Genomic DNA, 23,053 nt, shown 5'->3' with positions numbered 1-23,053 from the left:
AAATTTTAGAAATATTAAATTTTATAAAAAGATAAGTTATTTTGCTTCCTTAAGCTAAATTAGAAAATTATTATCAATTATTATTACCTAAAAATGTATAATTATCGCAGAAATATCTCATCCTACTTAAAGAGAATAAAAGAAAACTCTCAATGAAAAGTTTGAGGTGAGCAATCATGATTTTACAAAAAGGATTTATTGCAATAGGGATATTCTTTGTTATATTTGCGACTGCTTGGTGGATTCATGGATTAAATGACCGTAATTTATATATGCAAAATCTTGATGAATCTGAAACAATCCAAATATTAGAGGCTGAGCCACATCAAATACGTTTTGAGCCTTTTAGACCGAGGGAGTATATACGTATACACCCATAAAAACAAAGAAAAAGAATCACTCCTACCGAAGAGTGATTCTTTTTCTTTGTTTTTTTATTAAGATGATAGTTTGATTTTATCCCCTAAAGAACGACGATCAATTTCAATTCTAATTAATTCAATAAAATCTTTACTGAGATTTAATTCAATAGCTTTAAAGTATGTTTCAATTAGAAGCTCGTCCGATAATTTTTTCATATTATTTATGTTGCCAAAAAGGCAACACACCTCCCTATCAAAATTTATAGTTTAGAATTAAGTGGACATGATTGTTTTTCTAATTTTTTAATTTTTATTCTAATGTGTCGTTTTCCACATATGCTAGTTAGTTAAACTTTATTATTTATGTATATACTACCATCAATTGTAAAATAGAACAACCGTTCGTTTTATCCACAATGTTGCGTGGATAAGCTGTTGATTACTTGTTTATAAGGTGTTTAAACATAATGATATGACTGTGTAAAGAGGTGTATAAAGTTATCCACAAGTGTAGATAGAGGTTGTACTTTGTCGAAAATATATTTTAATTTTTTGTGAAAGTTCCAATTTGTTACGTATGTATTTATATATATTGTTAGTTATAAAGCGTATTAATTGCAAAAAAAATCGAAAAAGGGTATAATTTCCGTTTGACTAACGATATTTTAGTACAACATAAAAAAGAGTAAATGAAAATGTGATGGCACCAGCTTTTAATGATGCTAACACAATTGATTTATAAATTTGAGTAGGGGGCTTTTGAGTGAATGAGAGAGAGGTAATCTGTGCAGGTTGTGGTGTTAAGGTACAAACAGAAAACAAAGCAGAATTAGGCTATGCGCCACCATCTTCCTTAGAAAGGGATATTATTATATGTCAACGCTGTTTTCGTTTGAAGCATTATAATGAAGTACAAGATGTATCATTAACTGACGACGACTTCTTGAAGATTTTAAATACACTAGGACATACAAATTCACTTATTGTAAAGATTGTCGATATTTTTGATTTTAATGGTAGTTGGTTACCTGGCTTACATCGGTTTGTAGGTAAAAACGATGTATTGTTAGTTGGGAATAAGGTTGATTTATTACCGAAGTCGTTAAATACTAACCGTTTAATTAACTGGATGAAAAAATCTTCTAAAGAATTAGGCTTAAAACCTGTGGATGTTCATTTAATTAGTGCAGCTAGAGGTGATGGTGTTGTCGAGTTAGCTAGTAAAATTGATGAGCTTAGAAAAGGAAAAGATGTTTATATCGTTGGTTGTACGAATGTTGGGAAATCATCATTTATTAATAGAATGATTAAAGAGTTTGGTGGAGCTGAAGAGTTAATGATTACTACTTCTCATTTTCCAGGAACTACATTAGACATGATCGATATTCCTTTAGATGATGGAAAGTTCTTATATGATACACCTGGAATTATTAATCATCATCAAGTAGCACATTATATAGATAAGAAAGAGTTAAAGGTCATCACTCCCAAAAAAGAAATAAAGCCAATGGTTTTTCAGTTAAATGAGCAACAAACATTATACTTTGGTGGCTTAGCAAGGCTAGATTTTGTTTCTGGAGACCGTTCGTCATTTGTTTGTCACTTTTCAAACGAATTAAATATTCATCGGACGAAACTAGAGAAGGCAGATGATTTATACGAGCAACACCTTGGAACACTTCTAACACCACCTGGAACAGAAACGAAAGAAGAACTACCGCCTTTAGTTAAATATGAATTTGTACTAAAGGGTGAAAAGACTGACATCGTATTTTCAGGATTAGGTTGGGTATCGGTTAATCAAAAAAATATAAAAGTAGCTGCATATGTTCCTGAAGGTGTAGGTGTATCTGTTCGTGAGTCATTAATATAAAATATGTAGGGAATTCAATAAAACTAAGCTATATAATCGGAATGGGGAAAAAATAATGGGGAAATTATTTGGACTTCTTGGGCATCCGGTCGGGCATTCGATGTCTCCGGCAATGCATAATGATGCGTTTGCTTCTTTAGAGTTATCACATTTCTATCACGCATTTGATGTACCGGAGGAAAATCTTAAAACGGCAGTAGAGGGCTTAAAAGCTTTAGGTGTTTCGGGCTTTAACGTCACTATCCCACATAAAGTTGCGATTATGGAGCTACTTGATGAGGTGGATCAAGAAGCGAAGATTATTGGAGCTGTTAACACAGTTGTTAATGAAGACGGACGCTTTGTTGGATATAATACTGATGGACAAGGGTACCTAACATCTCTGTTAGAAGTAACTGGGGATAGTCTTAGATCTAAAAGTGTCTTAGTAATAGGTGCAGGAGGGGCAGCAAGGGCGATTGCTACCGTTATTTCCAATTATGGTGTTAAGTCATTAACAATTTGTAACCGCACAATTGATAAAGCCAAGTGGATAGCTGATAATTGCTTTTCAAATACGAAGATGGATGCTATGACGCTAGTAGAGTCTGAGAAGTTGATAAATCGTTATGATGTGATTATCAATACCACTTCTGTAGGTATGAGTCCAAATATTGATGAGGTACCTATCTCAGTCGAAAGTGTTAAGAAAGGCACTGTTGTTAGTGATTTAATTTATAACCCTTTGAAAACAAAATTTTTAGAGCAAGCAGAGAGCAAAGGGGCTATTATAGTAAACGGAGTAGGGATGTTTGTTGGGCAAGGTGCCCACGCATTTGAGAAATGGACAGGCCTTTCTCCAAATAAAGAACAAATGAAAAAAATAGTTGAAGAACAACTTGGAGGTTAACATGTTAACAGGTAAACAAAAACGTTATTTACGTTCACAGGCGCACCATTTAAATTCAATTTTTCAGGTAGGTAAAGGTGGCGTCAACGATAATATGGTAAAACAAATATCTGAGGCTTTAGAAGTAAGAGAGCTAATTAAGATAAATGTATTACAAAACTGTGAGTATGACCGTAAGGAAGTTGCTGAAGAACTCGGAAAAAGAGTAAATGGACACTTAGTTCAAGTGATAGGTAATACAATTGTTCTTTACAAAGAGTCAGAAGAAAATAAATCGATACAATTACCATAAATATATATTGACTATTGTCGCTATCATTATATTTTAAGGAAATAGGGAGTTTCAAGGATGGAGAAAAAAATTGGAATTTTGGGAGGGACATTTGATCCTCCTCACTACGGACATTTATTAATAGCGGAAGAAGCAATGTGTCAATGTGAGCTTGATGAAATATGGTTTATTCCTTCTCAAGTTCCCCCACATAAAGAGCGAGAGGACCTAACGTTATCAGAAGATAGAATGAAGATGGTTGAATTAGCTATTTATGAAAATGATAATTTTTTCCTTTCAACAGTTGAGCTAGAAAGGGAAGGACGTTCTTATACGGTTGATACAATGCGTTTGTTGACTGAACAATATCCTACTTATCAGTTTTATTTCATTATTGGTGGAGATATGATTGATTTTTTACCTAAGTGGGAAAGTATAAATGAACTAATTCAACTAGTTACATTTATTGGGGTGAAACGACCGGGCTATCCTTCAGAATCTCCTTATCCTAAGCATGTGATTGAGATTGAAGCACCACAAGTGGACATTTCTTCGAGTGATATTCGAGAGCGGGTGGCAGAGGGGAAAAACATTCGTTATTTGCTTCCTGATAATGTTCGAGTCTATATAGAAGAGAGGGGATTATATGGACAAAAATAAGGCATTATCTATCGTAAAAGAACAGTTAACTGACCATCGTTATCAACATACAATTGGTGTGATGGCGACGGCAGTCGAGCTTTCCAAACGGTATGGAGTAGATGAGAAGAAGGCAGAAACAGCAGCAATTTTCCATGACTATGCAAAGTTTCGTGATAAGGATGAAATGCGCTCAATTATAATTGAGCAAGGGTTCCCAGAGGTCTTCTTGCATTATGGAACTGAACTGCTTCATGCCCCTTGTGGAGCATATTTAGTAAAAAAAGAAGTAGGTATAATCGATCAAGAAATATTAGATGCTATTTACTATCATACAACGGGAAGACAAGGGATGACACAATTAGAAAAGGTTGTTTATTTAGCTGATTATATTGAACCTGGTCGTTCTTTCAAAGGTGTTGACGAAGTCCGAGAGCTTGCAAAGCAAGACCTTGATAAGGCAATCATCCAATCAATCGTAAACACAATCTCGTTTCTAATGAAAAAGGGACAACCAATATTTCCAGAAACACTAGCAACATATAATGAATTAATACAAAAGGGTAAGCAGAAAGGAAGGGATTGATTTTATGGGAGAAAAAAGAGAAATACTACAACTAGCGGTAACGGCTGTTGATGATAAAAAGGCTGATAATATTGTTGCTTTAAATATGAAGGGGATTTCACTGATAGCTGATTATTTTGTTATCTGCCACGGGAACTCAGAAAAACAAGTACAAGCAATTGCTTTTGAATTAAAGAAACAAGCACAGGAGTACGGTATTGAAATCAAAAGGCTAGAAGGTTACGACCAAGCACGTTGGGTGTTAGTCGATTTAGGAGATGTTGTTGTTCACGTATTCCATCGTGATGAGAGAACGTATTATAACCTAGAAAAATTATGGGGCGACGCACCTACTATTAATTTAGAAGGAGAGTTGCTGTAATGACTTTAAAGCCAGGGGTCATTGAAACACTTACAGTTGCTAGAGAAAATGAATTTGGCTATTTTTTATCTCAGCAAGGGGAAGATATTCTACTGCACAAAAGAGAGGCAAAAGGCGAGTTGAAAGAGGATGAGAAAGTCACTGTTTTTTTATACCTCGATCATGAAGGGCGTCTTACTGCAACGATGGAGATGCCAATTATTTCACTTGGGGAGATGGGTTGGCTGAAGGTAGTAAGCCAAATTAGAAACCAAGGACTATTTTTATATAACGGTACGTCAAGAGATGTGTTTTTCTCTATGGATGACTTACCACCAGAACGTGAAAGATGGCCAGCGGAAGGTGATGAGTTATTTGTCACTTTAAGTACGGATAAAAAAGGTAGATTGATGGCTAAGCATGTATATGGTAAGCCGATTGAAGACCAATCCGTCAAGGCAGGGCCAGAGATGTATAATAAAGACGTTGAAGGAATCGTATACAAAATGGGCGAGGATGTAGAGGGTGTTAATATCTTAACAGACGAAAAACACTTAGCCTTTTTGCATAATGACGATATGAATTCAACTGTAAGACTTGGTCAAAAAATTGCGGTTCGTGTAACAAATGTTCGAGAGGATGGACGTCTCAACGTATCACAAAAACCTCGTAAACAAGAGGCTTTGTCAGATGATGCAGAAAAGATTATTCAGTATATGGAAGGCCGTAATGGTGCAATGCCTTACTGGGATAAGTCTCAAGCAGAAGATATTTATAGTCGTTTTCAATTAAGTAAAGCTGCCTTCAAACGAGCACTTGGCAAGCTAATGAAGGAAGGAAAAGTGTATCAAGAAGAAGGCTGGACATATTTTAAGGAGAGAAAATGACGTATCAAGGTTTTGCGTATTTATATGATAAATTAATGGATGAGGAACCATATAACCAGTGGTTTCAGTTTTTTGAGAGAAAGCAACAACAGTACGCTCCAACATGTAAGGAAGTATTAGATGTTGGTTGTGGGACTGGCTCCTTTTTGCTTAGGCTCGCAAAAGGAGGATATTTGGCATCAGGGGTAGATTTATCTCCAGATATGCTGACAGTTACTCAAGAAAAACTAAATTCTGCTGGGTATTCAGTTCCACTTTTTCAGCAAAATATGTGTCAGTTAGAAATGGTTGATAAATTTGATGCGGTTACTGTTTTCTGTGATTCATTAAACTATCTAGAAGAGGAACGGGACGTCATGGAAGCCTTCCGTTCAATCCATCAACAGCTAAAGACGGATGGCTTGTTCCTTTTTGATGTTCATACTTCATATAAGATGAATGAAGTATTTGCTGAGCAAACGTTTGCTGAAACAGAGGATACTATCGCTTATATATGGAATAGTTTTCACGGAGAATATGAAGATAGTGTAGAACATGAATTAACCTTTTTTGCACAGCATGAAAACGGACTGTTCGAGCGTATTGAAGAGTTACATAAACAACGAACGTTCCCAATTGATACGTATAAAAATTGGCTGCGAGATTCTGGTTTTGAGGTACTAGAAGTAACTGCTGATTTTCATGACAATGAGATACAACCGACGAGTGAAAGAATTTTTTTTGTTACAAAAAAATTGGATAAGTAGCAGGAATAAGTTAATCAAGAAACGAATAGAGCAAGGAGAAATAATCTCCTTGCTCTATTTCTATTGATTTTTAAATTGTTCACTAATTTTTTCTTTGTCCTCATAATACTTTGCATGAGTTTTTTGAAAGAGGTGGTCAAACATTTCTCCAATTTCATCTTCTAAAACTTTTATACCCTCACCAGTAATACCTCCTGGTACGCATACGCGCTGTTGAAGTGACGGTAGTGTATAAATTTCCTTTTCTAATAATTTTCCCATCCCAATCATCATATCTGTAGCTAATGTGGTTGCTTCTTCCTTTGTGATTTCTGTTTGCCTAACAGCTGCATCAACAAATTGTTGCATGATATAGCTAAAGAAAGCAGGACCACAGCTTACGATGTCTGAGGAAACTCTAGTAATATTTTCATTTATTTCTAGTGGTGCTGAAATGTGACTCATTAAGCTTTGAAGTCTTTCCTTATCGCTATCATTACAACGATCACCAAAACTAAGTAATGATGGGCCTGCATGAGCTCTGTTTAATATACTTGGGATGGCCCTAGCGACCTTACAATCAACCATTTCCTCTAATTCTTCAACGGCAATAGGACTTGTAATTGACACAATCATTTGATTATTATCACATTGTTCACGAATCTCAAGAAGTAATGAGTGGAACTGTAATGGCTTAACACAAATAAATACGATGTCACAATTATTAATAACACTTGTAGGGTTATCCATTACATGTAGACCATCATATTTATTTGATAGCACTTGGGCTTTCTTTATTGTTCTGTTTGTAATAAACATTTGGGACGGATTAACAGCTAACGAATCTAATAGAGATTCAATTAAAATTGTCCCCATACTACCTGTTCCAATCACACCAATATTCATAATATCCCCTCCTTCTCCAAATGACCATGCTTATTTGCAGGTCTTGCCATTTATCACTAAATGTATGTAGGTAAGTAAGAGAATATGAATTATCTATTTAATTGCTATTTTTTGTATAATCAATGACCATTTCTTTTGTTACATTTTTACGAACAGGGAAGCTAAATTTTTTTGCAAGTTGATTCATTTCGTTTGTTATTTGATTAATTTCTTGAACTGAAAAATCACTCACTTTCTTTGCCTCAGCAATTGTTCTAGCGATTGCCTCTTCACGCATCATATCTAAGCGTCTAAATTCTTTTTGACCATCTAGATGTTTGTTTATTTGGCTTGCAATTTGTAGGTGTACACTCATTTTAATTGTTCTTCCTTTCTTTTTCGTACTAAAGATTTTTCCCATTAGGGTGTAATAAAAAACATGTTGAAACGGGTGAAGCGTAATGAATTTTATAAAACAAAAGCAAATAATGGTTGGAGCTATTCTTATTATACTATTATTTGCAAGTCTAAGCTTATATAAAGGATTTAACAATGAAAAAACAGAAGAAACTGACTTGGATTGGCTCTTTGAAAATGAGGATACGGTTATGGATGAAGCAATAATGGAAGTAGAGCAAACGATAATGGTCGATTTAAAGGGAGCGGTTATTCGACCTGGAGTCTATCATTTACACAAAGGCAGTAGAGTTATTGATGTAATTAATCTTGGTGGTGGACTTTTAGAAGAAGCTGATGAAACACGAGTAAACCTTGCTCAATTACTTCAGGATGAAATGATGATTTTTATTCCGAGAGAGGGGGAAGGTGCATTAGAGGGAATGGTGATTGACATGAATGCTGGTTCTGCTGGTTCTAATGGAGGGAAAATTCGAATTAACCATGCATCAGCTACAGAACTAGAGCAGTTACCAGGAATAGGACCTGCAAGAGCAGAAACTATTATAGAGTACAGAGAGACGAATGGACCATTTTCGCAAGTTGAGGATTTAGTAAATGTTTCTGGTATTGGTCCGAAATCTTTAGAAAAACTAAAAGAGCATATTACGGTAAATTAACAGAATTTAATGAAAAAATTGACTTTTGTAATAAAAAAGGCTAAAATTAGCCTCAAAATTCATAATTGTAACAGCTCATTTACATTATCATTAAATTTAAATAGATAGTGGAAATGGTTTGTCATTGGCTTATTTTTTTGGACTTGTTATCAGGTGAAAAAACTGATAATTAATAAATAAATGAAAATTTTGGGGGCGTAAAGTATGAGTGAGAAAAAATGGTCTTTAGAAACAATTGCAGTACATGGAGGACAGGAAATCGATTCAGCAACACAGTCTAGAGCAGTTCCAATCTATCAAACTACTTCGTATGGTTTTAAAGATACGGAGCATGCTGCTAGTTTATTTTCGTTATCTGAGTTTGGGAATATCTATACACGAATCATGAACCCTACACAAGATGTATTTGAGAAGCGAGTGGCAGACTTAGATGGTGGAGTGGCAGCTTTAGCAACAGCAAGTGGAAGCTCTGCTATTCATTTAGCTATTTTAAATATTTGTGAGCATGGAGATGAAATTGTTGCGTCGAGTGCTTTATATGGGGGGACATACAATTTATTTGTACATACATTGAAAAAAATGGGGATCACCGTTCACCTAGTTGATGGAACAGATCCATCTGCTTTTGAACAAGCAATCACACCAAATACGAAGCTATTGTATGGTGAAATGATTGGAAATCCGAATGGAGATGTATTAGATGTAGAAAGTGTTGCTAATGTTGCACATAAGCATGGAATTCCATTAATGGTCGATGCAACATTAGTTACACCAGCATTATGTCGTCCGATAGAGCATGGAGCAGATATTGTTGTTCATTCAGCTACCAAGTTTATGGGAGGACACGGTACATCAATTGGTGGTGTGATTGTAGATGGTGGTAATTTTGATTGGACGAGCGGTAAGTTCCCTGGGCTAACTGAGCCTGATCCTAGTTATCATGGACTTGTTTATACGGAAGCACTTGGAAATCTAGCTTATATTATTAAAGCACGTGTCCAATTACTACGAGATTTAGGGCCAGCAATTGCACCAATGAACTCGTTTTTACTTTTACAAGGATTAGAGACGTTACATTTACGTATGGAAAGACACTGTGAAAATACAAAAAAAGTAGCAGAGTATTTAGATAATCATGATTTAGTTGAATGGGTTAGTTATGCTGGATTGCCATCTCATCGTTCGTATGATTTAGGACAAAAGTATTTACCGAATGGACAAGGAGCTATTTTAACGTTTGGTATTAAAGGTGAGATGGAAGAAGGGAAGAAGTTTATTAACTCTCTTGAGCTATTCAGCCATGTTGCTAACGTTGGGGATGCTAAATCTCTTGTTATTCATCCAGCGAGTACGACTCATCAGCAATTATCTGAGAAAGACCAAAGATCAGCAGGGGTAACACCTGAGCTTGTACGTCTTTCGATTGGTATTGAAAATGCAAATGATATTATTGCTGATTTAGAGCAAGCGCTTGTTAAAAGCCAAAGTTAATTTTTGTTAAGACTATGCTTTATATCTAGGTTAGGAGGGTACTTTCCTAACCTAGCAAAAGCTAGCGAACTACAATATGATTTCTTTAGGAGGTATATGGTTGACAGGAAAGTGGCACATATTTGTTATTGCCTCTTCTTTAGGTATCTGCTTTTCCCTTAGGGGGTGGTCTGGCTGGATACTATTTGGGTTATTTTTATCAGCTTTTCTTGTTTATCTTCATTTTTGTACAAATAGGAGAACTGGTTATCTCATTTTTGTTGGCTTTTTTCTCTCTTCCTTTTTAATTACTGCGAATGTTGATAGTGGCAATAAAACGATTTTTCCTCCAAAGCAAACTCAATTCACAGGTACGGTTTCATCTATACCTAAAATAGATGGAGACCGACTGTCCTTTCTTTTTAAAACAACCAAAGGTGAAAAATTACAACTCCATTATTACCTTTCTTCAAAGCATGAGCAAACTCAAGTAAAGCAGTTAAAGGTGGGAATGAAATGTAGGCTTGATGGAGAGCTAAAGAAACCTTCTCCACCTGTTAATTTTTACCAATTTAATTACATGCGCTATTTATATGAACAGAAAATACATTGGATTTTTATTCCTAATCAGATCACGTTACAAAATTGTATACAGAGTTCACTTACTTTTTATGAGCGTATACAACAATGGAGGCAAAATGGAGTTGTTTATATTCAATCTAATTATCCAAAAGAAGTAGCAGGAATTGTAATCGCTCTTATATTTGGTGATCGTTTTATGATTGAAGAGGATGTATTATCCTCATATCAATCACTAGGAATCATTCATCTATTAGCTGTTTCTGGTCTTCATGTTGGATTAGTTGTTGCTACAGCTTATTACCTTCTTTTAAGGATTGGTGTAACAAAGGAACGAGCCTTAGATGTATTGATTGCTAGTCTACCAATTTATATGATTGTTGCTGGTGCAGCCCCTTCTGTAATTAGGGCATCACTAATGGCAATGATTATACTGCTTTCTATTCGTCTACGTTTGAAACTACATCCTCTTGATGGTGTAAGTGTTGTTTGTTTACTTCTTTTGTTTTATAACCCGTATTATTTATTTCATATTGGATTTCAACTTTCTTTCCTTGTGAGCTATGCTTTGATATTATCGGCACCTACGGTTATAAAACGTTATGTAAGTTATTGGAACCAACTGCTTGCAGTAACTATCATATCCCAGTTAATAGCGTTCCCGATTATTATTTACCACTTTTATGAAATTTCAATTCTCAGTTTACCGCTAAACCTCATTTTCATTCCCTTTGTATCTATTATCATCTTACCCGCTTCTTTTATTACTGTTTTAATCCATATAATTGTTCCTGTAATAGGAGAACCACTGATCTCTCTATTTTCATTTGTCGTCATAACAAGTCATTCCTTCTTAATAAAAATAAATGAATTATCCATTTTTGTGCTTCGGCTAGGACAGCCTTCGTTAACAGTGATTGTGTCTTTATATATTACGATTCTAATCTATTTTATAAGGTGGGAGTCGACTAGTTCTATAACGAAGCAACTTATTCCGCTCACTTGCATTGTAGTTGTTATCAGCTTTCAAATTGTTCAGCCTTACTTTTCTTCTAAAGGAATGGTTACGATGTTGGATGTTGGTCAAGGAGATAGTTTGTTAATTGAGCTTCCATATAGAAAGGGAATCTACCTAATTGATACAGGAGGATTAGTAACGTTTCGTTCACAAGAGGTATGGCGTGATAGAAGAAGGGAGTTTGAAGTTGGAAAGGATATAGTTCTGCCATACTTAAAGGCAAGGGGAATCCAAAAAATTGACAAGTTAATTTTAAGTCATGGACATTACGATCATATTGGTGGGACAGAAGCATTAATAGGAGTAATACCAATTACTGAAGTACTTTATAGTAAAGGAAAGGTTGAAGGCGCCTATGAGAAAGAGCTGTTAACTAAGCTTGCTAAACAGCGTGTGACGATTACGATGGTCAATGAAGGGGTTCGTTGGTCGGAGGGGGAATCACAATTTTTTGTCCTTTCACCCAAAGGGAACGAGCAAAGTTTGAATGATCGTTCAATAGTCTTATTGGCAAAAATTGGTGGTCTTACATGGTTATTTACTGGAGATCTTGAAACAGACGGGGAGTCAAGGTTAATCAGAGAGTATAAAGGTTTAACTATTGATGTACTGAAGGTTGGACACCATGGAAGTAGAACTTCTTCAACTGAAGAATTTGTTTCATATCTCTCACCAAAAGTAGCGTTAGTATCAGCTGGAAGAGGAAATCGTTTTGGTCATCCATCTTCAGAAGTAATTGAGCGATTTGAAAACAATAGGATCAGAATATATAGAACGGATTTACACGGTGCTGTACGATATGAATTTCGAGATGATGTGGGTAGGTTTCGAACAAGACAGGCTTACAATAAGTAACGATAAAAAAGGATTACGGTCAATGTCCGTAATCCTTTTTCTACCTATGTAGGTAGTCTGGCTTATCTTGTTCCAAAAAGATCTACTAGTGTAGCAATAACAAATAAAGTTGCAAAAAATCCAAAAGAAACAACGAAGCCAATACCAGAATCGATTGCATCGTTACGCTTGCTTTGAACCTCTTTTTCAAAATGATTCATTGCTATCCCTCCTATTTCAATCTTTAGTATACGGTAATGACTAAAAAAAATCTATAATACATGCAGTTAATATAGAGAAATTCTTAGAGGGTATGAAAAAACATAATATTTATAATTCTGCTTAATATTCTTAAATGAAGCAACCTCCTTTAAACAAGCCTTGCTATGAGTGTTATTAAGAGAGTGAGTAAACAGGATTGGATATTTGTAGAAGCAATTTGTGACAGTAATTTGAATAAATAGAATTTCCATACCGTAGAAAGTTCAGTACTAAAAAATGGAGCCTACACTTTTTAAATGAGTTTGAGAGTTCTTCCTATACTGTAAAGAGTTGTCACCTATAGAGCTAGGGTGCATAGGATATCATAAATAATACAAAAGTAAATGATTATCGTCAGCGTGAGGGGGTCCTAGGTTCTTCATGATGGCGTTTATCATAAATGGAAATTAGCCCACTGCGTGCTAATTTCCTCTTTTCATTTAAATGAAAGCGCTTTCTTATCTTGCTACTTGCCATTGCTCTCAATAAAGAATAGGATTAATACAATAAAACTTATGGTTATTATGTTTAGGATGTGCATGCAATGTCATATATTGAAATGAAAAAGAAATTAAATCAAAAAAAACTTTCACCAGTTTATCTTCTGGCAGGTACTGAGTCTTTTCTAATTGAAGATATCGTTCAGCAAATTATTTCTATAGCTTTAACAGACGATGAACGTGACTTTAATCTCTCTGTTTTCGAGATGAAAGAAATTTCTGTTGAAGTGGCGATTGATGATGCTGAAACATTACCTTTTATGGGGACAAGGAGGGTTGTCTTAATTAAAGAAGCTTATTTCTTAACTGGACAAAAGGATGAAAGTAAAATTGAGCATAATATAAAAAAGCTTGAACAATATGTAAGTAATCCTGTACCTGAAACAGTGTTTGTTATCATCGCACCATATGAAAAGCTTGATGAGAGAAAGAAAATTACAAAGCTCTTAAAGGCGGAGGCGGATGTATTAAATGCAAAGCCTTTTGATGACAAAACGATGGGTCAGTGGTTGAACGAACAAGCTACTTCATATGGCGTAACAATTAGTGAGGCTGGAAAAGAACTTCTATTACAATTGCTAGGTGGGCATTTATTAATGGTTTCAAAAGAAATTGAAAAGCTTGCACTCTACGTCGGTGAAGGTGGAACAATTGATATAGCAGACGTACAAAATTTAGTAGCGAGGACAATCGAACAAGATGTTTTTGCGTTAATTGATCATGTAGTACATAATCGTTTAGAGAAGGGCCTTCAAATATTCTATGATTTATTAAAGCAAAAAGAAGACCCATTAAAGCTTCTTGCATTATTAGCTAGGCAGTTTAGGATTGTTTATCAAGTGAAGGAAATGACGAGGTTAGGCTATCCTCAAAAGCAAATGGCGTCACAATTAAAGCTTCATCCTTATGTTGTAAAGCTTGCAGGACAGCAAGGGCGGAATTTTGAAGCGCGCCATTTACTTACACTATTAGAAAAGCTCGCGGATACAGATTTTAACATTAAATCAGGGAAAATGGACAAGAAGTTGGCACTAGAACTCTTTATTATGAGTATTCATCAACCGGCGCTAACTAAAAGTTAAATAAAAAAACGACTCGATAGGAGTCGTTTTTTTATTGAGCTATGTGTCCAAACACTTATCTCGTTCCAACCGTCGGTAAAACTCTGCCAATAGGAGAAGATAACCGACGCTAAGAACCTGATAAATGTGACTACCCATCAGCTGTAGTTAGACTTCATCTGATGGAAGTCATTTTTATAGGAAATTAAGCTGTGATCTCGTTAAGTTTCTTTTGTAAGCGAGACTTTTGACGAGATGCCGTATTTTTATGGATAAGACCTTTGTTTGCTGCTTTATCAAGCTTTTTGGTTGCAAGCAAGAGTGCTTCTTTAGCACCTTCTACCTCTTTGCTCTCAGCTTTTACTTCGAAATTCTTAACAGCAGTTCGAAGTGCAGATTTAACAGCAGCGTTTTGAGCACGACGCTTATCACTTACTTTAACACGTTTAATAGCTGATTTGATGTTTGGCATATCTTTCACCTCCTTGAAGCAACCATAAGACTGCAAATATAATTACAACACTCTGCATTCTATCAAAAACAGAATGTAATTGCAATAGAAGAATGAAATGGAATATATCAGGGGACGTTATAAATAAATAAAGAAAATTAGGAGCGTGAAAAACTGTGGGTAAAGACTTAGAGCTTGAAAAATTTAATGTGCGTACCGATTTAGCAATAGAAGCTCACCAAATTGCTCAAGAAGAACAGGAAAAAAAGGAAAAGAAAAAAAGAGCAATTGACGGGGTTATTGTAAAAGAAAGAACAATTGAGGGCGTTGAAGTGACTTCTGTAGAAATTACTAAAGCAGGTGCCGAACAAATTGGCAAAAAGGAAGGGCGCTACCTCACATTTCAAACGCAAGGTATTCGTCAAAAGGATACTGAGCTTCAAGAAAAGGTTGAACAAGTATTTGCGAATGAATTTCATCATTTTTTAAAACAAGTTGGTGTAAAGGAAAATGATAGTTGCCTAGTTGTTGGATTAGGGAACTGGAACGTTACTCCTGATGCATTAGGACCGTTAGCGATTGAGAATTTATTAGTGACAAAACATTTATTCGATTTATCACCTGAGCAGGTACAAGATGGCTTCCGACCTGTGAGTGCTATCTCACCAGGGGTAATGGGGATTACAGGGATTGAGACGAGTGATATTATTCATGGGGTTATTGAAAAAACGAAGCCTGATTTTGTCATCGCAATAGATGCCCTTGCTTCACGCTCGATTGACCGTGTCAACTCTACGATACAAATTTCCGACACGGGTATACATCCAGGTAGTGGAGTAGGAAATAAGAGAAAAGAATTAAGTAAAGACACATTGGGCATCCCTGTCATTGCTGTAGGAATTCCGACTGTAGTTGATGCAGTTTCTATTACAAGTGATACAATTGACTATGTATTAAAGCACTTTGGTAGAGAAATGAGAGAAGGAAACAAACCATCAAGAGCTCTTACACCTGCTGGGATGACTTTTGGTGAAAAAAGAAAACTAACAGATGAAGATTTACCAGATGAAGCAAATAGACAAACGATTATGGGGATGATTGGTTCACTAGAGGAACAAGAAAAACGACAATTAATCCAAGAAGTGCTATCACCACTTGGTCATAATCTAATGGTGACTCCAAAAGAAGTAGATGTTTTTATTGAAGACATGGCGAATGTTATTGCTGAAGGACTCAATGCAGCACTCCACGGCGAAGTAGATCAAGGGAACGTGGGACACTATACGCACTAAATAAAACAACTTCCGCTCAATAGCGGAAGTTGTTTTATTTAGTGCAATTATGTGCTGAGTTATGAATTAGGGTGATGTTCCAGCTTTGCTGTAACGCCTCGGAGTGGTAATAGTTAAGGTTTTTCATTTATAACTCATAACCCATAATTCATAATTTATTAACTTCCTGTTCTAACATAAACTGTCCTGTCATATGCATTAGTTAAGAGTGTCAGGAAGGGTGGGTCACCTATGAGTAGGAATCGATTTACAGGAATTACTGTATCGTTAAATAGGACAAGTTTAAAGCGTATAGCTGTTTTAATCATTGTTGGGATTATGGCAGTTTTTATTTTTACAGGAATGCTTACTTCTTTTGAGCCAGGTTATGGACTAGCCTCTACATCTGTTAATCAATGGGCGAACAATCTAACAGGTGATAATTTGGTTTATGTTTTAGGGATGGAAAACCCATATTTTACTCAAGCACTACCTGATGACAGTCATAAGCCAGATTTATCAGCTTTAGCATTTCAATTAGCAACTAGTATTAATCCGGATGATCCGAGAAGTTTGCTCGGAAGAGAACTACCTGGATTTGCACTTTTTGATGGGCGAATTATCGTTGCTGGTGAAGGTACGGATTATACGAATATGCCAATTGAATCTGCACCTCCAATGGATGTATTAATGGCCGAACGGAAAGCATCAGAGCAAACCCTAGAGCAGCTGGACAAGCAAGGAGATACAACTGATAGTGAACAACCAGAAATGACTACAGGTGATAGAAATGTTGTTCATATCATACACTCACATTCTCGTGAATCATTTTTCCCTGAGCTTGATAATGCAGACGTTGCCTTTCATCCTGAAGTAAATATTACGTTAGTAGGTGAAAGGCTAGGGCAAGAATTACGTAATAGAGGGATAGGTGTTGACGTCGATAAGACAGATGTTGAATCGCTCTTACATCAACGAGATTGGCAATATGGAAAATCTTATGATGCATCAAGAGAAGTAGTAAAAAAAGCGATGTCCCAAAATGAAGATTTAGAGTTTTTTATTGACCTCCATCGTGATGCTCAACCGAGAGACCTAACAACAGTCGAAATTAATGGCCAGAAATATGCTAGAACATTTTTTGTTATTGGTGAAAATCACAGCAAATATGAGCATAATCTTAAATTAGCAAAAGACTTACATGAACGACTAGAAAAGAAATATCCAGGGTTAAGTCGAGGTGTGTTTGTAAAAGGTGGACCAGGTACAAATGGTCGTTTCAATCAGGACTTATCTACGAATTCAGTTCTTCTCGAAATAGGTGGGGTAGATAATACGTTAGAAGAAACGTACCGCTCGGCTGAAGCATTTGCGACTGTGTTTAGTGATTTATACTGGGAGAGTCATAAAGTGAATGAGTAATTATAATAACAATGGGATTTAATAGGGTAATAAAAAAGGGGGAGATGTAAGTGACTATTATTTTTAGAAATATGACAATTATTATGTTAGTTTTGTTATTTGGTGTATTGCTTGGTTTCTATCATACAACTTCTGTTGAGACTAATGCCATAGAGCCTGCTGTAAAAGAAGAAGTCACATCACCCCCTACAATTATGGAAGTAAAGGAAACAGTAGTCGAGGAAAAAGATGTTATTCAGCAAGCGAATGTTCAACAATCATATGCGTTTAACTTTTTTTCTGAACTAGGTACGAATTTAGAAGAAGCATTACACTATACATTCCATTCGATTATATCAAAAGTGACAGAAGTATTTAATAATATATTTCATTAATGAGGTATGAGCTTTACTACTATAACAAGTGGTAATGCTTTTCTTTTTTTTATGGTGTGAAACAAGATATATTGAATCAACCGTTTCTCGTTGGTATAATAGAAAAGGTGTATTAAATTACAAAATGAAAAATGTGAATTATATTATAAAATCGTTTAAAATTGCTCAATTATTGAAACTGAGCAATTTTATTAGTTGTATGGTACATTAGATCTACTGAATATTAAAAAATGGTAACGTATGATAGATGCTGTAGGAGTGATGACGATGAATAAAGAAGAGAGAATTGCAAGGCGGTCAAAAATTCGTAACTTTTCAATTATAGCTCATATTGACCACGGGAAATCGACCCTGGCCGATCGTATTTTAGAAGCAACGAGTGCATTAACGCAACGTGAAATGAAAGACCAAATGTTAGACGCAATGGATTTAGAAAGAGAACGTGGTATTACAATTAAATTAAATGCAGTTCAATTAGAATACAAAGCTAAAGACGGGGAGACGTACATTTTCCACTTAATTGATACTCCGGGACACGTCGACTTTACATACGAAGTATCAAGAAGTTTAGCGGCTTGTGAAGGTGCATTGTTAATCGTTGATGCAGCACAAGGGATTGAAGCACAAACGTTAGCGAACGTTTATTTAGCATTAGATAATGACCTTGAAATATTACCGGTTATCAATAAAATTGATTTACCAAGTGCGGAGCCTGAACGTGTGAAAAAAGAAGTAGAAGATGTGATTGGCTTAGATACATCTGATGCGGTCTTAGCTTCAGCGAAGAATGGAATTGGAATTGGTGAAATTCTTGAGCAAGTTGTTGAACGTGTTCCCGCCCCAACTGGAGATCCAGAAGGGCCATTAAAAGCATTAATTTTCGACTCTTTATATGATTCATATCGCGGTGTTGTTGCGTATATTCGAATCGTAGAAGGAACTGTAAAGCCGGGACAAAAAATAAAAATGATGGCGACAGGAAAAGAGTTCGAAGTTCTTGAAGTAGGTGTATTTACACCGAAACCAGTGAAGCGAGATGAGCTAACTGTTGGGGATGTTGGATTCCTTACAGCAGCGATTAAAAATGTAGGGGATACACGTGTTGGTGATACTATCACACACGCAAATAATCAAGCAGCTGAAGCATTACCAGGGTATCGAAAAATGAACCCAATGGTTTTCTGTGGATTATATCCAATTGATACGAATGATTACAATGATCTTCGTGAAGCGCTTGAGCGTCTTGAGTTAAATGATGCATCACTTCAGTATGAGCCAGAGACTTCACAAGCATTGGGCTTTGGATTCCGTTGTGGATTCCTTGGTTTACTTCATATGGAAATCATTCAAGAACGTATCGAACGTGAATTTAATATTAGCTTAATTACAACAGCGCCAAGTGTTATTTATAGCGTAACTTTAACAAACGAAGAAACAGTACGTATTGATAATCCGTCAAATATGCCAGATGCTCAGAAAATTGAGCATGTCGAAGAACCGTATGTTAAAGCATCCGTTATGGTACCAAATGATTATGTTGGGGCAGTAATGGAGCTATGTCAGGGGAAACGTGGGATTTTCATTGATATGCAATATTTAGATGAAAATCGTGTATCAATTGTCTATGAAATTCCACTATCTGAAATTGTTTATGATTTCTTTGACCAATTAAAATCAAGTACAAAAGGGTATGCGTCATTTGATTATGAACTAATTGGCTACAAGCAATCGAAACTTGTAAAAATGGATATTCTACTAAATAGCGAACAGGTAGATGCATTATCTGTCATTGTTCATCGTGACTCAGCCTATGAGCGTGGAAAAATCATTGTTGAAAAGCTAAAGGAATTAATTCCAAGACAGCATTTTGAGGTTCCAATTCAAGCAAGTATTGGACAAAAAGTTATTGCTCGTTCAACAATTAAAGCAATGCGTAAAAACGTTTTAGCAAAATGTTACGGTGGTGACATTTCTCGTAAGCGTAAGCTATTAGAGAAGCAAAAAGAAGGTAAGAAACGAATGAAGAGTGTCGGAAATGTTGAAGTACCTCAAGAAGCATTTATGGCTGTACTTCGAATGGATGATTCGAAATAAGTTTTTATGCTTCCAACAAAAGACCGCTTTGCGGATTTTGTTCCATGTCTAGGGGATGTCTCAAAGGGTTACACCTTTAAGGCATCTCCTTTTCCCTATTTCATAAAAAAATTTGAAAAGAGTTGTTACTATGCCAAAAGCAATTTATCTTCATATCCCTTTTTGTGAGCATATCTGTCATTATTGTGATTTTAACAAGGTTTTCTTACATGGACAGCCTGTAGAGGAGTATTTGTTTGCGTTAAAAGAGGAAATGAAAAATTCAATTACTGAACAAGGGGAAGTTATCAAAACTATTTATATCGGTGGCGGTACACCAACCGCATTAAGCTTAAAACAGCTAGAATTCTTGTTTGAGAGTATTGAACAATATTTCCCAAATAAATCAGATGACTTAGAATATACAGTAGAAGTGAACCCCGGAAGTGTAGATGTAGACAAGTTAGCGGTTCTTGCGAAAGCAGGGGTAAATCGTTTAAGCATAGGAGTTCAATCTTTTGATGAAGGATTATTAAGGCAAATAGGAAGAACACATCTAGAAGTAGATGTTGCTAAAACAATCGAGCTTTCAAGAGCGGCTGGATTTAAAAATATCTCACTAGATTTAATGTTTGGTCTTCCAACACAAACGATTGAGCAGTTTCAAACGACGCTAAAGAAAGCATTTGAACTTAATGTAGAACACTTCTCAGCCTACTCTCTTAAAGTAGAAGCAAAAACGGTTTTCTACAATCTGCAACGAAAGGGAAAGCTACCATTACCTACAGAGGAAGAAGAAGCTAACATGTATTCGTTGTTAATTGAGGAGATGCAAAAGAATGGGTATGAGCAGTACGAAATAAGTAATTTTGCAAAAAAGGGCTATGAGAGTAAACATAATTTAACGTATTGGGATAATGAAGAGTATTATGGTTTCGGAGCTGGTGCACACGGGTATGTAAATGGAGTGCGCCATGCTAACGCAGGTCCCTTACCTAAATATTTTTCATTAATCGAAAAGTCTGGTTTACCTCATCAAAAGGAACATCATGTACCAAAAAATGAACAGATGGAAGAGTTCATGTTTATGGGATTACGAAAAATAAGAGGTGTTTCCACCCAAATTTTCAAGGAGAAATTTGGTTCGCCTATTGATGTAATTTATGGAGAACAAATTTCTTACTTAATCAAACAAGGTTGGCTTAAAGGTGATAATGATTATATAAAACTCACTAGAGAAGGTTTGTTTTTTGGTAATGAAGTGTTTGAGAAGTTTTTAGTAGTAGAATAAAATCTCTTATTTAATTGAAAATTGCAAATGTAGAATTGTGAATTGAATTAATGAATCCTAAGAGTTTGATTAATTTTTCATTGGCAATTTGTAATTTTAAATTCGTACTTCAATGATAATCGGTTGACAAAAGCTGACCTTTTTGATAACTTATTTTTAGATTTAGCACTCGACCATTGAGAGTGCTAACAGAGGTGATGTAGAATGTTAACAGAGCGTCAGTTACTCATTTTGCAGGCAATTGTCGACGATTACATTCGTTCTGCAGAGCCTGTAGGTTCAAGGAGCATTTCAAAGAGAGAGAATGTCACATTTAGTGCAGCTACGATTCGTAATGAAATGGCTGACCTAGAAGAGTTAGGTTATATTGAAAAACCGCATAGCTCTGCTGGACGTATTCCATCTCAAAAAGGATATCGCTATTATGTAGATAATTTGTTACCTGAAAGTTTATCAAATGAAGAGCTTAAAGGTGTTGAAACGATTTTTACAGAAAAGGTTCATGAAGTTGAACAGGCAATCCAGCAATCAGCAAAAATTTTATCTAATATCACAAGTTATATATCCATTGTCTTAGGGCCTGAGATGTTTGATGCTCGCTTAAAGCATATGCAGATTATTCCGTTATCTGCTGAAACTGCGGTTATGATTATTGTGACCGATACAGGTCATGTTGAAAATCAAACAGTTACCTTGCCCGATGGAATGAAGGTTAATGATTTAGAAAAAATAGTAAATATTTTAAATGAACGCCTAAAAGGGGTTCCTCTGTTTCAATTAAAAAGTAGATTGAATAATGAGGTTGCCAATGTCCTGAGAGCTCACGTTCATAATTATAGTCAAGTGTTGTCGTTCTTGAATCAAACATTTGAACATGAAAAGCCTGAAAAAGTATTTTATGGTGGTAGAACAAATTTACTTACACAACCAGAGTTTCGTGACGTAGATAAATTTCGAATGCTATTGAATATTTTGGAAGAAGATGACCTCGTACAGCAATTGTTACGTACAGATTCAACTGGTATTCATGTAAGAATTGGGCAAGAAAACAATGTAGAAGCATTTGAAAGCTGTAGTATCATTACTGCCTCTTATTCAATTGGTGGTAAGCATATGGGGACAGTAGGTATATTAGGACCAACTCGCATGGAATACCGTCGCGTGATTGGAATACTAGATTATATTTCAAAAGATTTAACAAAAGTGTTGACTGACTTGTATCAAAGAGGCTAGGAATGGTAATATTGAGAATTAGTTGTGGGAGATAAATTCTCCCAACTCTTTTGATGCGTTTAATTTAATAGAATGTGTATTGTTTATCATATTAGGGAGGTGAATAGGTTGGAAGAAACTAAAAATCAATCAGCAGAAGAAGTAATTGAGGAAGTAGAGCAAGCAGATGAGTCAACTGAAGAAGTTGTTGAGGAAACTGAAGAATCTGAGCTTTCAGAGGAACAAGCAAAAATCAAAGAATTAGAAAATCAAGTGGCTGATTTTTCAAATCGTTTATTACGAGCTACAGCAGATTATGATAACTTTCGCCGTCGAACAAAGGAAGAAAGAGAAGCGGCTAGCAAATATAGAGCTCAGAGCTTAGTAGAGCAATTGTTACCAGCTCTAGATAATTTTGAAAGAGCATTAATGGTGCAACCTGAGCATGATGAAACAAAATCATTACTTCAAGGAATGGAAATGGTTTATCGTCAGCTTCAGGATGCAATGAAGAATGAAGGTGTTGAAGCAATCCAAGCAGTTGGTGAGCAGTTTGACCCTCATTTACACCAAGCTGTGATGCAAGTTGAAGATAGTAATTTTGAAGCCAATTCTGTTGTTGAAGAATTACAAAAAGGTTATAAGTTAAAGGACCGTGTTCTACGTCCAGCAATGGTTAAGGTAAATTCATAGAACCTACATA

Annotated in this window: 25 protein-coding genes; 20 read left to right on the top strand and 5 right to left on the bottom strand. The window is 35.7% G+C overall.

The window, feature by feature from the left end; genetic code table 11:
• The first annotated feature begins 176 nt into the window (after nucleotides 1-176).
• A complete protein-coding gene (locus tag CD003_RS12030) occupies nucleotides 177-380 on the top strand; it encodes a hypothetical protein (RefSeq protein WP_096201344.1) in 204 nt (67 codons plus the stop codon).
• A 57-nt stretch (nucleotides 381-437) separates the two neighbouring features.
• On the opposite strand, the gene CD003_RS12025 is transcribed toward CD003_RS12030, so the two are convergent.
• On the bottom strand, nucleotides 438-578 hold the full coding sequence (locus tag CD003_RS12025) for a sporulation histidine kinase inhibitor Sda (RefSeq protein ID WP_096201343.1): 141 nt from the start codon (nucleotides 576-578) through the stop codon (nucleotides 438-440).
• A 547-nt stretch (nucleotides 579-1,125) separates the two neighbouring features.
• Between CD003_RS12025 and yqeH the strand changes: the two genes are divergently transcribed.
• From yqeH to CD003_RS11985, 8 genes are read left to right on the top strand one after another with little or no spacing between them, the layout of a single operon-like run.
• Nucleotides 1,126-2,235: a ribosome biogenesis GTPase YqeH gene (yqeH, locus tag CD003_RS12020; protein WP_096201342.1), complete on the top strand. Its 1,110-nt coding sequence runs from the start codon at nucleotides 1,126-1,128 to the stop codon at nucleotides 2,233-2,235.
• Nucleotides 2,236-2,290: 55 nt separating this feature from the next.
• Nucleotides 2,291-3,124 carry a shikimate dehydrogenase gene (gene aroE, locus CD003_RS12015; RefSeq protein ID WP_096201341.1) on the top strand — a complete coding sequence of 278 codons (834 nt, stop codon included), beginning with the start codon at nucleotides 2,291-2,293 and terminating at the stop codon, nucleotides 3,122-3,124.
• A gap of 1 nt (nucleotide 3,125) precedes the next feature.
• The gene (gene yhbY / locus CD003_RS12010; RefSeq protein ID WP_096201340.1) at nucleotides 3,126-3,416 is read left to right on the top strand and encodes a ribosome assembly RNA-binding protein YhbY; all 291 of its coding nucleotides are present in this window, start codon (nucleotides 3,126-3,128) and stop codon (nucleotides 3,414-3,416) included.
• Nucleotides 3,417-3,473: 57 nt separating this feature from the next.
• On the top strand, nucleotides 3,474-4,055 hold the full coding sequence (locus CD003_RS12005; protein ID WP_096201339.1) for a nicotinate-nucleotide adenylyltransferase: 582 nt from the start codon (nucleotides 3,474-3,476) through the stop codon (nucleotides 4,053-4,055).
• Nucleotides 4,042-4,620, top strand: coding sequence for a bis(5'-nucleosyl)-tetraphosphatase (symmetrical) YqeK (gene yqeK / locus CD003_RS12000; RefSeq protein WP_096201338.1), 579 nt, complete (start codon nucleotides 4,042-4,044; stop codon nucleotides 4,618-4,620). The genes CD003_RS12005 and yqeK overlap by 14 nt, the downstream gene beginning before the upstream one ends.
• 4 nt (nucleotides 4,621-4,624) lie before the next feature.
• A complete protein-coding gene (rsfS, locus tag CD003_RS11995) occupies nucleotides 4,625-4,981 on the top strand; it encodes a ribosome silencing factor (protein WP_096201337.1) in 357 nt (118 codons plus the stop codon).
• Complete coding sequence (locus tag CD003_RS11990; RefSeq protein WP_096201336.1) at nucleotides 4,981-5,847, top strand: CvfB family protein; 867 nt, start codon at nucleotides 4,981-4,983, stop codon at nucleotides 5,845-5,847. Before rsfS ends, CD003_RS11990 begins: the two co-directional genes overlap by 1 nt.
• A complete protein-coding gene (locus tag CD003_RS11985; protein WP_096201335.1) occupies nucleotides 5,844-6,593 on the top strand; it encodes a class I SAM-dependent DNA methyltransferase in 750 nt (249 codons plus the stop codon). The genes CD003_RS11990 and CD003_RS11985 overlap by 4 nt, the downstream gene beginning before the upstream one ends.
• Nucleotides 6,594-6,653: 60 nt before the next feature.
• Here the strand turns inward: CD003_RS11985 and comER are convergent, their stop codons facing one another.
• Together comER and CD003_RS11975 are read right to left on the bottom strand one after the other, a co-directional pair.
• Nucleotides 6,654-7,478 carry a late competence protein ComER gene (gene comER / locus CD003_RS11980; RefSeq protein WP_096201334.1) on the bottom strand — a complete coding sequence of 275 codons (825 nt, stop codon included), beginning with the start codon at nucleotides 7,476-7,478 and terminating at the stop codon, nucleotides 6,654-6,656.
• 97 nt (nucleotides 7,479-7,575) lie between these two features.
• On the bottom strand, nucleotides 7,576-7,833 hold the full coding sequence (locus CD003_RS11975; RefSeq protein ID WP_096201333.1) for a DUF2533 family protein: 258 nt from the start codon (nucleotides 7,831-7,833) through the stop codon (nucleotides 7,576-7,578).
• An 85-nt stretch (nucleotides 7,834-7,918) separates the two neighbouring features.
• Between CD003_RS11975 and CD003_RS11970 the strand changes: the two genes are divergently transcribed.
• The 3 genes from CD003_RS11970 (at nucleotide 7,919) to CD003_RS11960 (ending at nucleotide 12,455) form a co-directional block, all read left to right on the top strand.
• A complete protein-coding gene (locus CD003_RS11970; protein ID WP_096201332.1) occupies nucleotides 7,919-8,533 on the top strand; it encodes a helix-hairpin-helix domain-containing protein in 615 nt (204 codons plus the stop codon).
• A 204-nt stretch (nucleotides 8,534-8,737) separates the two neighbouring features.
• Nucleotides 8,738-10,024, top strand: coding sequence for a homocysteine synthase (locus CD003_RS11965; protein ID WP_096201331.1), 1,287 nt, complete (start codon nucleotides 8,738-8,740; stop codon nucleotides 10,022-10,024).
• A gap of 100 nt (nucleotides 10,025-10,124) precedes the next feature.
• Nucleotides 10,125-12,455, top strand: a complete 2,331-nt coding sequence (locus tag CD003_RS11960; RefSeq protein ID WP_179295533.1) for a DNA internalization-related competence protein ComEC/Rec2 — start codon at nucleotides 10,125-10,127, stop codon at nucleotides 12,453-12,455.
• A gap of 62 nt (nucleotides 12,456-12,517) precedes the next feature.
• On the opposite strand, the gene CD003_RS11955 is transcribed toward CD003_RS11960, so the two are convergent.
• Nucleotides 12,518-12,655, bottom strand: a complete 138-nt coding sequence (locus CD003_RS11955; RefSeq protein WP_096201329.1) for a YqzM family protein — start codon at nucleotides 12,653-12,655, stop codon at nucleotides 12,518-12,520.
• Between the two features lie 584 nt (nucleotides 12,656-13,239).
• Here CD003_RS11955 and holA point away from each other — a divergent pair.
• Entirely contained in the window at nucleotides 13,240-14,277 is a 1,038-nt protein-coding gene (holA, locus tag CD003_RS11950; RefSeq protein WP_096201328.1) for a DNA polymerase III subunit delta, read from the top strand.
• A gap of 184 nt (nucleotides 14,278-14,461) precedes the next feature.
• Here holA and rpsT read toward each other — a convergent pair whose 3' ends face one another.
• Nucleotides 14,462-14,728 (bottom strand): 30S ribosomal protein S20, encoded by a 267-nt coding sequence (rpsT, locus tag CD003_RS11945; RefSeq protein WP_096201327.1) that lies wholly within the window; start codon nucleotides 14,726-14,728, stop codon nucleotides 14,462-14,464.
• A gap of 155 nt (nucleotides 14,729-14,883) precedes the next feature.
• Between rpsT and gpr the strand changes: the two genes are divergently transcribed.
• The 7 genes from gpr to grpE all read left to right on the top strand — a co-directional run bounded on the left by gpr (nucleotide 14,884) and on the right by grpE (nucleotide 23,043).
• Complete coding sequence (gene gpr, locus CD003_RS11940; RefSeq protein ID WP_096201326.1) at nucleotides 14,884-15,999, top strand: GPR endopeptidase; 1,116 nt, start codon at nucleotides 14,884-14,886, stop codon at nucleotides 15,997-15,999.
• Nucleotides 16,000-16,230: 231 nt separating this feature from the next.
• Nucleotides 16,231-17,400, top strand: a complete 1,170-nt coding sequence (gene spoIIP, locus CD003_RS11935) for a stage II sporulation protein P (protein WP_096201325.1) — start codon at nucleotides 16,231-16,233, stop codon at nucleotides 17,398-17,400.
• Nucleotides 17,401-17,450: 50 nt separating this feature from the next.
• Nucleotides 17,451-17,774, top strand: a complete 324-nt coding sequence (locus CD003_RS11930; RefSeq protein ID WP_096201324.1) for a hypothetical protein — start codon at nucleotides 17,451-17,453, stop codon at nucleotides 17,772-17,774.
• A 267-nt stretch (nucleotides 17,775-18,041) separates the two neighbouring features.
• Nucleotides 18,042-19,868, top strand: a complete 1,827-nt coding sequence (gene lepA / locus CD003_RS11925) for a translation elongation factor 4 (protein ID WP_373558543.1) — start codon at nucleotides 18,042-18,044, stop codon at nucleotides 19,866-19,868.
• 130 nt (nucleotides 19,869-19,998) lie between these two features.
• Nucleotides 19,999-21,138 (top strand): radical SAM family heme chaperone HemW, encoded by a 1,140-nt coding sequence (gene hemW / locus CD003_RS11920; RefSeq protein WP_096201323.1) that lies wholly within the window; start codon nucleotides 19,999-20,001, stop codon nucleotides 21,136-21,138.
• Nucleotides 21,139-21,342: 204 nt separating this feature from the next.
• The gene (gene hrcA / locus CD003_RS11915) at nucleotides 21,343-22,371 is read left to right on the top strand and encodes a heat-inducible transcriptional repressor HrcA (protein WP_096201322.1); all 1,029 of its coding nucleotides are present in this window, start codon (nucleotides 21,343-21,345) and stop codon (nucleotides 22,369-22,371) included.
• Nucleotides 22,372-22,479: 108 nt separating this feature from the next.
• Nucleotides 22,480-23,043 (top strand): nucleotide exchange factor GrpE, encoded by a 564-nt coding sequence (gene grpE, locus CD003_RS11910; protein ID WP_257008303.1) that lies wholly within the window; start codon nucleotides 22,480-22,482, stop codon nucleotides 23,041-23,043.
• The last annotated feature ends 10 nt before the right edge of the window (nucleotides 23,044-23,053 follow it).

Origin of the sequence: Bacillus sp. FJAT-45350 (assembly GCF_002335805.1) — a bacterium.
Lineage (GTDB): Bacteria > Bacillota > Bacilli > Bacillales > NISU01 > FJAT-45350.
The sequence above is the reverse complement of the archived record's forward strand: the minus strand, read 5'-3'. Positions and strand labels throughout refer to the sequence as shown.